General features: G+C 33.9%; 17 protein-coding genes, 1 tRNA gene and 1 pseudogene. 15 read left to right on the top strand and 4 right to left on the bottom strand.

The window, feature by feature from the left end; genetic code table 11:
* Positions 1–152 precede the first annotated feature (152 nt).
* The 3 genes from CHELV3228_RS08580 to CHELV3228_RS08570 are packed head-to-tail and all read right to left on the bottom strand — an operon-like array spanning position 153 to position 2,743.
* A complete protein-coding gene (locus CHELV3228_RS08580; protein ID WP_082200588.1) occupies positions 153–785 on the bottom strand; it encodes a hypothetical protein in 633 nt (210 codons plus the stop codon).
* 43 nt (positions 786–828) lie between these two features.
* Positions 829–1,959, bottom strand: a complete 1,131-nt coding sequence (gene truD / locus CHELV3228_RS08575) for a tRNA pseudouridine(13) synthase TruD (protein WP_082200587.1) — start codon at positions 1,957–1,959, stop codon at positions 829–831.
* Entirely contained in the window at positions 1,928–2,743 is an 816-nt protein-coding gene (locus CHELV3228_RS08570; RefSeq protein WP_082200586.1) for a thiamine-phosphate kinase, read from the bottom strand. The genes truD and CHELV3228_RS08570 overlap by 32 nt, the downstream gene beginning before the upstream one ends.
* A gap of 80 nt (positions 2,744–2,823) precedes the next feature.
* Here CHELV3228_RS08570 and CHELV3228_RS08565 point away from each other — a divergent pair, with 80 nt between their 5' ends.
* The 15 genes and pseudogenes from CHELV3228_RS08565 to CHELV3228_RS08500 form a co-directional block, all read left to right on the top strand.
* Positions 2,824–3,885, top strand: coding sequence for an HdrB C-terminal domain-containing protein (locus CHELV3228_RS08565; protein WP_082200585.1), 1,062 nt, complete (start codon positions 2,824–2,826; stop codon positions 3,883–3,885).
* Positions 3,882–4,265, top strand: a complete 384-nt coding sequence (locus CHELV3228_RS08560) for an ornithine carbamoyltransferase (RefSeq protein WP_082200584.1) — start codon at positions 3,882–3,884, stop codon at positions 4,263–4,265. Before CHELV3228_RS08565 ends, CHELV3228_RS08560 begins: the two co-directional genes overlap by 4 nt.
* A complete protein-coding gene (gene rsmD / locus CHELV3228_RS08555) occupies positions 4,258–4,899 on the top strand; it encodes a 16S rRNA (guanine(966)-N(2))-methyltransferase RsmD (RefSeq protein WP_082200583.1) in 642 nt (213 codons plus the stop codon). Before CHELV3228_RS08560 ends, rsmD begins: the two co-directional genes overlap by 8 nt.
* 88 nt (positions 4,900–4,987) lie before the next feature.
* On the top strand, positions 4,988–5,302 hold the full coding sequence (locus CHELV3228_RS08550; RefSeq protein ID WP_082200582.1) for a DUF2325 domain-containing protein: 315 nt from the start codon (positions 4,988–4,990) through the stop codon (positions 5,300–5,302).
* 78 nt (positions 5,303–5,380) lie between these two features.
* Complete coding sequence (fldA, locus tag CHELV3228_RS08545) at positions 5,381–5,872, top strand: flavodoxin FldA (RefSeq protein WP_082200581.1); 492 nt, start codon at positions 5,381–5,383, stop codon at positions 5,870–5,872.
* 91 nt (positions 5,873–5,963) lie between these two features.
* On the top strand, positions 5,964–6,773 hold the full coding sequence (kdsA, locus tag CHELV3228_RS08540) for a 3-deoxy-8-phosphooctulonate synthase (protein ID WP_082200580.1): 810 nt from the start codon (positions 5,964–5,966) through the stop codon (positions 6,771–6,773).
* Between the two features lie 3 nt (positions 6,774–6,776).
* Positions 6,777–7,247, top strand: a complete 471-nt coding sequence (gene ribH / locus CHELV3228_RS08535) for a 6,7-dimethyl-8-ribityllumazine synthase (protein WP_082200579.1) — start codon at positions 6,777–6,779, stop codon at positions 7,245–7,247.
* A gap of 1 nt (position 7,248) precedes the next feature.
* On the top strand, positions 7,249–7,647 hold the full coding sequence (gene nusB / locus CHELV3228_RS08530) for a transcription antitermination factor NusB (RefSeq protein WP_082200578.1): 399 nt from the start codon (positions 7,249–7,251) through the stop codon (positions 7,645–7,647).
* Positions 7,644–8,324 (top strand): orotidine-5'-phosphate decarboxylase, encoded by a 681-nt coding sequence (pyrF, locus tag CHELV3228_RS08525; protein ID WP_082200577.1) that lies wholly within the window; start codon positions 7,644–7,646, stop codon positions 8,322–8,324. The genes nusB and pyrF overlap by 4 nt, the downstream gene beginning before the upstream one ends.
* Positions 8,325–8,329: 5 nt before the next feature.
* Positions 8,330–9,223 carry a protein-methionine-sulfoxide reductase catalytic subunit MsrP gene (gene msrP, locus CHELV3228_RS08520; protein WP_082200576.1) on the top strand — a complete coding sequence of 298 codons (894 nt, stop codon included), beginning with the start codon at positions 8,330–8,332 and terminating at the stop codon, positions 9,221–9,223.
* Positions 9,223–9,786 (top strand): ferric reductase, encoded by a 564-nt coding sequence (locus CHELV3228_RS08515; RefSeq protein ID WP_082200575.1) that lies wholly within the window; start codon positions 9,223–9,225, stop codon positions 9,784–9,786. The genes msrP and CHELV3228_RS08515 overlap by 1 nt, the downstream gene beginning before the upstream one ends.
* The gene (locus CHELV3228_RS10645) at positions 9,783–9,872 is read left to right on the top strand and encodes a DNA cytosine methyltransferase (RefSeq protein ID WP_139018537.1); all 90 of its coding nucleotides are present in this window, start codon (positions 9,783–9,785) and stop codon (positions 9,870–9,872) included. Before CHELV3228_RS08515 ends, CHELV3228_RS10645 begins: the two co-directional genes overlap by 4 nt.
* A complete protein-coding gene (locus CHELV3228_RS08510) occupies positions 9,865–10,599 on the top strand; it encodes a protein NO VEIN domain-containing protein (RefSeq protein ID WP_082200574.1) in 735 nt (244 codons plus the stop codon). Before CHELV3228_RS10645 ends, CHELV3228_RS08510 begins: the two co-directional genes overlap by 8 nt.
* Positions 10,599–10,979 (top strand): hypothetical protein, encoded by a 381-nt coding sequence (locus CHELV3228_RS08505; protein ID WP_082200573.1) that lies wholly within the window; start codon positions 10,599–10,601, stop codon positions 10,977–10,979. Before CHELV3228_RS08510 ends, CHELV3228_RS08505 begins: the two co-directional genes overlap by 1 nt.
* A 12-nt stretch (positions 10,980–10,991) precedes the next feature.
* Positions 10,992–11,123, top strand: a pseudogene (locus CHELV3228_RS08500) (PDDEXK family nuclease); the annotation flags it as partial.
* A 37-nt stretch (positions 11,124–11,160) separates the two neighbouring features.
* Here the strand turns inward: CHELV3228_RS08500 and CHELV3228_RS08495 are convergent.
* Positions 11,161–11,236 (bottom strand) — tRNA-Phe (locus CHELV3228_RS08495).
* Between the last annotated feature and the right edge of the window lie 80 nt (positions 11,237–11,316).

The raw sequence follows: 11,316 nt of genomic DNA, 5'->3' as shown, positions 1-11,316 counted from the left end.
ATCCTTTCAAAATATTGCTCGAAAGGGATAAAGCAAGAAGTGTTCCAAGTTTAAAATTTATATGATTTGTAGTTTTCTAAGTGTGAAAATACCGAAATTTGAAAAGGGTTATAAGAAGAAAGGCACAAAAATCTGTGCCTTAGAATTCACTCTCAAGCTTCAAGATTTAGCGTTTTGCCACCGAGTTCATCGATACGCTTACTTACCTTTTCTATGGCTTGGTTAATGGTGTCTTGGCTGATTTGAGGAAGTTTTCCGCCCCACATATTACTTGCCTCTTCAAAGCCTCTTTTCATCCCTTCAAAGCCCTTTTGAAGCTTTTCGAGATTATCTCCAGCGCCTTGTATTACAAAATCTGCAATACGATTTGCCGTATTTGCAACACCGAAAAATCCATTCTCTCCAACAAGCTCTTTAAGCTCATCTTGATTCATCGCAAGGGGATTTTTGCCTGTATAGCCAAGTCCAGCAAAATCTATCTTAGAGAGGATAGAGCCTGCCAAGCCTCCGCCATTAAACATATCTGCCAAGCCAGCTTGTGCGTTAGTATTGCCAAAAATGGCATTCATACTTTGCTGTGCAAACTCCATAAAATAAAGTTGCGTCAAGCCTTTTCCACCGAGAGAATTTAACTTATCTAAAGTTTCCTCATCTTTTAAATTCGCACTTTGCAAATTGATATCCTGAGTGCTAGTTTCTACTTTAGACTCCGCCTTTGTGTCTGCCTTTTTATTGCTAACTGATTGTGTGATGCTAGCGACATTTGCGTAGGTATTCACTTGCATTTTTGCTCCTTTATCGTGGGGTAATTCTAATATCGACTTTTTTTTAAAAAAAATTAGTTTTTTCTTCTAAATTTTGCAAAAGTTCCTCTAAAATCACCGTCGCATAAGAGCCTTTTTCTAGGAAAAATTCAAAACTAAAATGGGCTTTTTGTGCGTCGTAGTTATAGCTTAAATCTTTCAAATACCCCCATAAAAAACGCCTTGAACCTTGCATTTTATCTTCAAATTTCAAACCCTCTTTAAAAATTTCTTGCTCCAAATTTTTAGCAAATCCTTCCCCACATCTATACGCCTTAGCTCCTACCAAAAGCCCCATAGCGCTAATATCTCTTGCCGTAAATCTTTCAAGTTCTTTTTCTAAATTTTCACATAAAAAACATTTTCCAAAAGGATAATGCCCTAAAACTTCATTATTTAAAAGCTTGAAAAATTGTTTTTGTGTTTTGATATTTTTTGCTTCTTCTTTGGAAATTTTGTAAATTTCACTAAGTTCTTTTATGCTAAATTCCTTTGCAAAATGCGAAATTTCCACTCTTTTGCTAAGGTAGCGGTTAAAAAGCTCGCTTTGAAAAGCGGAGATTAAAAAATCTTTCATTTTAACATTTTTCATTTTTTTACCGCGTAAAATTTCAAGCCCCTCTTTATAATTATCCCCAAATTTACCAAAACGCTGATAGCCAAAATAATTCGCAAAGCCTGTTTTATTGAGATTTTCTAGGGCTTGTTCTAATTTAAGGGCGTCATTTGCAAGCACCTTTTTAAGCCTAATAAAAAAAGAATTTCCTTTTAAATGTCCTATTTTTAGCTTATTGTTATGCGTGAAGCTTTGCGAAATTTTCATTTTTTGATGCGAAAAATTTGTCAAAGTGCTTTCGAATTTTTTTGGTAGGGAGATGTATTGAGAGGTGTAGCCTTGCTTATCTTTAAGTCCAGCATAGCCAAAATCCCGCATCTTAATCCCACTAAATTCACTTAAAATTCTTAAAGCCTCGCTCGTGCTTAGGTCTTTTTTGCAAATTTGCAAGATTAAATGCTCTCCCTCTCCACTAAATTCATAGAGTGGTTTTTCTCTCACAACAAAATCTTCGCTATTTTTACTAAAATGCACATTTATAGGGCTATGTCTTAAGACGCGTAAGGGCTTAAAAATGATGTTCTCTTCCGCTGAATTCATACTTTCCTTTCACTGCTTTACCGAAAATATTAAGCTTGATTTTATATTTTTTGGCGATTTTTTTGATGGCTTTTTTATTTTTCTTAGGAAAGCCAAATAAAATTTCGTATTCTTCTCCGCTGTAAAGCTCTTTTTTGCTTAATTTCTTGCGTAAAGAAACGCCTAAATGATTACATTTTAAAAGACGCGATAAATCTTTACTAAGTCCGTCCGAAATATCCATAGCGCAGGAAATTTTAGGGGCGATTTCATAGAAAAATTTGGGGTGAAGTTTTGGCTTGATAAATTTATGATTTTTATTAAGCTTTTTGCCTTTTTGGAGTGCTTTAAGCCCCTTGAGACTTTGTCCTAGTTTTCCCGTAAAGGCGAGTAAATCATTTTTTTTAAGCCCTGTGCGAAAAATGGGCTTTTTCACCTTAGAAATCAAAGTAATGCTAATGCCTATTTTATCGCTTTGTATGGTATCTCCGCCTATGATTTTGATGTTAAATTGTTTAGCTGTTTTTAAAAAGCCTTTTTGTAATTTTTTTATCTCTTTCTTGCTTAAATTTGGGAGGCTAAGTCCTAAAAGAGCGTATTTTGGCACGGCATTCATTACGATGGCGTCTGAGATATTGACAAGCATAGCTTTTGTAGCGATTTGTTCTAAATTTAGCCAAGAGCGCTTAAAATGCACATCTTCAAAAAATAAATCCTTACTCAAGCACCATTTTTTAAGCACGGCACCATCGTCTCCGTTAAGTTTATTTGAAAAAGCCTTGATGATAAAATCTTCCTTACACATAGCTAAATTTTATAGAATTTTCTTTAATTTCTAGTGAAATTTTGCAAAAATTGATTATAATTTCCAAAAAAGGATAGAAAATGAAAAGCCTAGAATTACGCATTTTTCGCTTCGACAAAGAATTAGATTATGAGAGTTATTATAAGCCTTATGTTTATGATAATTATGAGAATTTTTTAAGCCTTTATGACTTGCTTTTGCAGGTGCAAGATGATGATATTTATTTTGAATTTGATAAAAATGAAAACACCTTTGTAAAAATCAATGGCTCTTTTGTCCCCCTTGCAACTTCTTTAGAAGAGCTTTTGCAACAACACGGCTTAGAGCTCGTGATTGAGCCTTTAAGCTTAAAAAGGGCGTATAAGGATTTGCTTTTTGATAAGGGTGATTTTTGGGAAAAATTTACCTTCCTCGCACCTTTTGCGGATGAGGAAGACAAAGAGCTTTATGGGGGCTTGGAGCATTTTTATTATGCAAGTGAGCTTTTGGAATTTCATAGCGAGTTTATGGGCGATGCTTTATTTTACCTTGCGTATAAGATGATAGAGAAAAACCCTAGCAAAAAAGAGGCGATTTTAAAAATTTTGTGCGATAGAAAAAAGGGGATTTTTTATCATCTTAAAAGCCCTTTTGATGAGCTTGAAAGTGCTGTAACTTGGCTTCAACAAGAAATTTTAAACTTGAATTTGTTTGATAAAAATTTACTTTCTATGAGAAAAGAGGGTGGGGAAAAATTGAAGCTTGGAGAGAATTTAAAATGTGATTTTTCTAATTTTAATATAGGTTGCTACAATTTTGACTTAGAAGATTCTCTTAAATCTAGACTCAAAGCGCGGTTTATTAATTTTGACAAGGCTTATAAAAATAATGCCTACTCGCTTTTAAAATTAAACGAGGAATTAAGCTATAAAATGGCGGCGGATATTGTTTTAGACGCTTATGATAGTGGGTGTGATTTTTTATTGCTAGAAAATGAGGAAGATTTTTATCTTTTTGACACCTGTGCGAAGAAATTAATGCAAAGTTGTGGGAGGGATTTTAACGACTTTTATGTTTTAAATTTTAAGGAATTTGAGCTTTTAACTCAAAACATTAAGCCCGATAGCCTTAAAAATCACGCGTTAAAGGTAAGTTTGGTATGAAAATTTCTTTAGAATTTAAGGATTTGCTTTTAGAAAGGGCTTTGGAGCTGTTTTTAAAAGAACATTTGGTGATGAAAAAAGATTGCGATTTTATCATTAGTGATATGAAAATTCCAAGCTCTAAGCCACTTTTTATCATAGCGAAAAATTCACCTTTTTTGGCTATTCCTTTTAGTAAAGAAAAGCTTCTTGCGAGTTTGGAGGAATTTGATTGCGCTTTGCAACTTGCCACGCAAAAGCGTGTCGAAGAGGAAAAAAGAAAGCTTGAGGCACAGATTGATAATATCGCTAATGAATTTAAAAAAGACTATCAAAATAAGATTGATGCTGCGATTTTAGAGCTTAAAAATAAACTTGTCAAAGCTTTAGTCAATGAATGAGAGCTTTCCTAGCGTAAAAGAATTTTTGAAAAATTACAAAAATTCTACTCCTAAAAAATCTTTAAAACTTTATACGACAATAGAAAGTGGGAAATTTAAGGGCAAAAAATTTCTTTTGCCTAGCCTCGATAAAACTAGAAGCACAAAAAGCATAGTGAGAGCTTGTGTTTTTAATGTTTTAAGAGAGCATTTAAGAGGGAGAATTTTTATCGAGGCATTTGGGGGTAGTGCTTTGATGGCTGCTGAGGCTTTAAGTAATTATGCTTTAAAGGCTTATGCGATTGAGCTTGATAGAAATGCTTTTAAAATCGCTTCGCAAAATGCTAAATCTCTCAACGCTGAGCTTGAAATTTTAAACGCAGATACTTTTTTGCTTTTGCCCGAGCTTTTAAAAAGGCTTAATGAACCTACAATTTTATATTTTGACCCCCCCTTTGATGTGAGACAGGGCTTTGAGGGGATTTATAATAAAATTTTTCATTTTTTAACAAGACTTGATTTAAGTTTGGTTGAAAGGATAATTTTTGAACACCAAAGCAAGGCTAAAACGCCTGAAAATATCGCAAATTTCACAAGAGTAAAATTAAAAAAATTTGGTGCGACAAGTTTAAGTTTTTATGAAATTTTAACTTAAATTTCTTTTCTGTTTTGATAATACATTTCAAAATTTATTTAGCTTTTTATAATATAATAATTATTATCAAAATAAGAAAGGAAGAACAATGTCAGTTTTGGTTATCGGTGCAGATGAAATTACGCCTATTCGGGCTGTTTTACACGATTTAGGTGCAAAAAAGATAGTGCATTGGGATGCTAGAAATGAAAATAGGGTTAATAAAAAACCTATTCCAAGCGATACGCAATGCGTGGTTATGCTAACAAGTTTTTTAAACCACAATACAATGAAAAAAATTAAAACAGAAGTTAAAAAACGCAAAATTCCTTTAGTGTGTGCTAAAAGAAGCGTGAGTTGTGTGTATTGTGAATATTGTAAAATTTTTAAATTAGATAAAAAATTTTCTTGCCCAAATATTTAGAAATAAAACTTTTTTTGTGTGATTTAGAAAAACTATGCTAAAATTAACGCGTGTTAAACAAATTTTTAAGGAGAACAAATGTCAGTAGCAGTAATTTACGGAAGTGCTATGGGAAATACTGAAAGTGCGGCAAATACCATCGCATCTAAGCTTGGAATTAGCGATGTTTTAAACATAGCAGATGTTGATGCGGCAAAGATAAATTCTTACGATAAGCTTATCTGTGGAACTTCGACTTGGGGAAGTGGCGATTTGCAAGATGACTGGGATAGTTTTGATTTTTCAGCATTAAATCTTAGCGGTAAGGTTGTAGCAGTGTTTGGAATGGGTGATAGTGAAAGCTATTCTGATACTTATTGTGGTGGTATGGGAAAATTAGCACAAAATTTAAAAAATGCCGGAGCAAATTTAGTGGGCGAAGTTTCAACTGAAGGCTATACTTTTGAATCTAGCGATGCGGTTGTTGATGGCAAATTTGTAGGTTTGGCTTTGGATAATGACAATCAAGAAGACCAAACAGAAGCAAGAATTGACGCTTGGATAGCACAAATAAAACCTCAATTTTCTTAAGCTTAAAACCCTCTTAAGAGGGTTTTTCTCTCAAATACACATAATTAAATTTTCTTTGTTATAATCGCTCCAAATTCGTAGAGGAAAAGTAATGAAAAAAATGATTTTAATTGCAGGTCCTTGTGTGATAGAAAGCGAAGAGCTTGTCTTTAGCGTAGCAGAGGCTTTGCAAGAATTTAATGAAAATGAAAAAATCGATTTTTATTTTAAGTCAAGTTTTGATAAGGCAAATCGCACAAGCATTAGTTCTTTTCGTGGTCCGGGACCTGAAAAAGGTTTAGAAATTTTGCAAAAAGTCAAAGAAAAATTTCGTATGCAAATTTTAACAGATATCCACGAAAGTTGGCAAGCAAAGAGAGTAAGCGAGGTTGCCGATGTGCTTCAAATTCCTGCCTTTTTATGTCGTCAAACAGATTTGCTTGTCGCAGCGGCAAAAACTTCTGCAAAAGTTAATATTAAAAAAGGGCAGTTTCTCACTCCAAGCGATATACAATATAGCATTAAAAAAGTTCTAGAAACTCGAAATGTCAAATCTCAAGGCTATAAAGTGGCAGAAGAAAATGGCGTTTTTGTGGCAGAGAGGGGGAGTAGTTTTGGCTATGGGAATTTAGTTGTTGATATGCGTTCTTTGGTGATTATGCGTGAATTTGCACCTGTGATTTTTGATGCAACGCATAGTGTGCAAATGCCAGGGGCTGCTGGGGGTAGTAGCGGCGGAAAGAGCGAATTTGCCCCGCCTTTGGCAAGGGCTGCGGCGGCTGTTGGGGTTGATGGCTTTTTCTTTGAGACGCACATTAATCCTTGCGAAGCTTTGTGTGATGGGGCAAATATGCTTGATATAAAGCGTTTGAAAGATTGTGTTGCGACACTTTTAAAAATTCAAGAAACTATAAAAGGATAAATGATGCAAATTTTAGAGGGAAAGCTAAATTTAAAAGGTGATGAGAGGATTGCTATTATTAATTCAAGATTTAATCATATCATTACAGACCGCTTGGTCGAGGGTGCAAAAGATGCGTTTTTAAGACACGGAGGAAAAGAGGAAAATTTAAGCCTTATTCTAGTGCCGGGTGCTTTTGAAGTGCCTTTTGCTCTTAAAACGGCGATAGAAAGCAAGAAATTTGATGCGATTTGTTGTTTGGGTGCAGTGATAAGAGGCTCAACGCCGCATTTTGACTATGTTTCGGCTGAAACGACCAAGGGAATAGCAAATGTAAGCTTGAAATACAATGTGCCTGTAAGCTTTGGCGTTTTAACGACAGATAATTTAGAACAAGCCATAGAAAGAGCAGGCTCAAAAGCTGGAAATAAAGGCTTTGAAGCTATGGTAAGTTTAGTGGAAATGCTAGGACTTACTAGCGTTTTAAGGGCTTAAGATGGCAAGCAGACATCAGGTTAGACAAAGTGTGATTTCTTTGCTTTATGCTTTAGAGTTAAATGGTAAAAATGAGAATTTTGTTGATGAATTTTTAAATGAAAAAAAGATTCGTAACGAAGCAAAAAATTTTACATTAAGCTTGTATAATGGAGTTTTGGAGCATTTAGAAAGTTTAGATGAACGCATTGATATCTTTTTAAACGAAAATAAAATTCACCAAATAGGACACATTGAAAGGGCGATTTTAAGGCTTGGGGCTTTTGAGCTTTTATATACTGACACTTTAGCGGCTATTGTGATAAATGAAGCTGTGGAGCTTGCAAAAGAGCTAGCAAATGAAAACGCCCCTAAGCTTATCAATGGTGTTTTAGATGGTATGCAAAAGGCTGAAAAATGAAGCTTTGTGTGGCTTTGGACTTGGAAAGTAAAGAGAAGTGTTTAGAGCTTATAAAAGAGTTAAAAGGGCTTGATATATGGCTTAAAATAGGGCTTAGGACTTATATAAGAGATGGTTTTAAATTTATAGAGGAAGTAAGAAAAATTAGCCTACAGCCTATTTTTTTGGATTTAAAAATTTATGACATTCCAAACACTATGGCGGATGCGTGTGAGGAGTGTGCTAAACTTGGCGTTGATATGATAAATCTTCACGCAAGTGCTGGAAAAAAGGCTATGCAAAGTGTTATGCAAAGATTAGATAAAGCCTCAAAACGCCCTTTGGTGCTTGGTGTGTCGGCACTAACGAGCTTTGATGAAGAGGAATTTTATAGTGTTTATAGACAAAATTTAGAAGAAGCTGTTGTTAATTTTTCAAAATTAGCTTATGAAAGTGGGCTTGATGGTATGGTTTGTTCTGTTTTTGAAAGTCTTTTGATTAAGCAAAATACAAGTGAGAATTTCTTAACTCTAACTCCTGCCATCCGTCCTTTTAAAGAAGAGGCAAATGACCAAAAAAGAGTGGCAAATTTGAAGAGTGCAAAAGAGAATAAGAGCGATTTTATAGTTGTTGGGCGTCCTATTTACGAGGCTTTAAATCCCAAAGAAGTGTGCGAAAAAATTCTTGCAAATTTGTAAGGACGGTGATGATAACCCCAGAAAATTTATATAAAAAAAGAAGAGAATTTCTTAAACTTGGCGTTGGAGCTTTGCTAAGTCCAGCGTTGGTTGAAGCGAAGCTTTTGGAGCTTGATTTTAAGACTGATGAGAGTGCTAAAGATTTAAAATTAAGCGATGAAAAACTCGCTACAACTTATGTGAATTTTTACGAGTTTTCTGTTAATAAAAAAGAAGCCGTAGAGTGTGCTAAAAATTTCACAACTAAGGATTGGGAGGTTACGATAAGTGGGGAGGTGGAGCAGCCTTTAAAGCTAAATATGCAAGATTTTTTAGCATTTCCTTTGGAGGAGAGAATTTATCGTTTTCGTTGTGTGGAAACTTGGTCTATGGTTGTTCCTTGGGTGGGCTTTGAATTAAGGCATTTGATAGAAAAGGTCAAGCCTACAAGTGAGGCGAGATTTGTCAAATTTACCACGCTTTTAGATAAGCAGCGTTTTCCTGACCAAAACGCTCTTTTTCCAAGTCTTAAATACCCTTATGTCGAAGCTTTAAGACTAGATGAGGCGATGAATCCTCTAAGCATTTTAGCCGTAGGTATGTATAAAAAGCCACTTTTAGCACAAAATGGCGCTCCTATACGCCTTGTTGTTCCTTGGAAATATGGCTTTAAAAGCATCAAGTCCATCGTTAAAATCGAATTTGTGAAAGAGCAGCCTATAAGCACTTGGCAAGCTTATGCACCTGATGAATATGGCTTTTATGCTAATGTCAATCCTAAAGTCTCCCACCCTAGATGGTCTCAAGCAGATGAGAGGGCTTTGGGCGAGTTTTTCACTAAGCCTACACTTTTGTTTAATGGCTATGAAAAAGAAGTTGCTCATTTGTATGATGGTATGGATTTGAAAGTGAATTTTTGATGTGTTTAAAGGCTAAATTTTATAAGAATTTGGCTTTTTGTGCTTTTATTTTCAGTTTTATTTTTTCTGTTTCTTTTATCGTTTATAATATTTTTTTTGGTTTTGATTTAATTTTAGAGCTTTATTTTTATACGGGCATTTTCGCACTTTTGTTTTTGCACTTAAGCATTATTTTTTCTCTTTTCAAATTTAAATACACAAAAACCTATCCAAAATTATTAGGACTTTTTGGGGGAATTTGGGTTTTTTTGCATTTTTTGGTGTATTTTGTTTTTTCTAAGAATTTAAGCGTCGTAAAACTTTATGAAGACATTAGTACAAGGGTTTTTGAGGGAAGTGGTTTTGTGGCTTTTATCATCATTTTTTTAATGTTTTTAAGTTCGTTTAAGCGTTTTAAAAAGCTTGAAAAAGTAAGAAAACTTGGCTATTTATGCCTTGTGATAGCAAGTTATCATTATTTTTTATCCGCAAAAGTGCCTTACATTTTTGAATATCTAGCCTTAGGTTTATCTTTGCTTTATTTCATTTTGCGTTATAATTGTTATTTTAAGGGTAAAAAATGACTTTCATAGATTTTTGTAGCGGCATTGGCGGTGGGCGTCTTAGCTTGGAAAGTCTATTTTTATTGTGTAAGGAAAGCTATGCCTAAAATCGCTGTAAAAAATAGAGATAAGCTTATCCTTTGTGGTTTGTTTCTTTCTAAATTTGATACCTTAGCTTACAAGGCTCTAGGCTTTTCCAGCTTTATAGAAGCCTTTAACATCTTAGGGCTTTCTTTGCAAGGTAAGCCTAGTAATATTAAAAATTATAGAGATGAATTTGACCCTTATTTTGATAATGCTAGAAAGGGTTGGCACAAAAGAGAACTTAGAACTTATACAAAAATCATTTTTGAAAAATATAAAGATATAGAATTTGAATCTTTTAAAAATTTAATCTCTAGCTTTTTAATTGAAAATTATGAAGCAAAATTACAAGTGAGTGAATTTTTAGATTTTAAATTAGAGACAAGTTTTATCAAAAGAGTGGCCACAGGTAAGGCTGCGGAGCAGTATTTTTTACAAAATTTTAAAAAGCATTTTGTAAATTTTAATGTGCTTGATGTTGGAGAATTTGGTTGCGGTTTTGATTTTAAGCTTGATTTAAATCATAAGCAAATTTGCGTAGAGGTTAAGGGACTTAGTGAAGATAAGGGGCAGTTTTTACTCACGCAAAAAGAGTATGAAATGGCAGATAAATTTAAGGAAAATTATTGTTTGTTTGTTGTAAGAAATTTAAAAGAAATGCCGAAAGAAAGTTTATTTTTCAATCCTTTAAAACATTTTGATTTTAAACAAAATAAAAGTGTGCAAATATCTTATCAAGGATTAGTGTAATGTATGGTGTGCTTTTAAAATATATGGGCGAAAATAGAAGTGATGAAATTTTGCAAGAAATTAAGTTGTTTGGTGATTTAAGTGAGGCTTTGGAGAATTTAAGAATTTATTATGCGGAGTTTTTGGTGGGTTATGGCGTTTTATGGGAGGATATAAGCGAAGAGGAGCATAGAAAGCTAATGTTAGGAAAATCCTTAAACGAGTTAAAAGAAATCGCTGAAGAGGCTTACATTAATAAAGAGTTAGATTATATTTTTGAGCTAGTTAGTGTGAAGCAGTGCGGTGAAAATGGCTTAAATTTTTATCTCATAGAAAAAAGCTATGATTTAGAAAAATGGGGCGTTTGGGAAAGGGAAAAATTAGAGTTTAAAGCCCTTTAATGAAGTGATATTGTTAAATTTTCTCCGCAGGGAAGCCTTAAAATAGGCAAAGTTACTATGCAAAGAAAAGGCGGTGATGGAGGTAGAGAAAGTGCGAAAATGCTTCAATTTAAGATAGACCATTGCGAATTATTCAAACTTTAATTTTTGTTGATAAAATTTTAATAGAAAGCTAATAAGATGGTGGTTAGAGGCAGAATCGAACTGCCGACACGCAGATTTTCAGTCTGCTGCTCTACCGACTGAGCTATCCAACCACGCAAAATATAAAAATGTAATTCTATCTTTTTAACTTTAATATAAGTTTAAAATTCCTAAATTTGTTTTATATTTTTTA

Origin of the sequence: Campylobacter helveticus (genome assembly GCF_002080395.1) — a bacterium.
Lineage (GTDB): Bacteria > Campylobacterota > Campylobacteria > Campylobacterales > Campylobacteraceae > Campylobacter_D > Campylobacter_D helveticus.
This window is presented reverse-complemented; position numbering and strand designations above follow the sequence as displayed.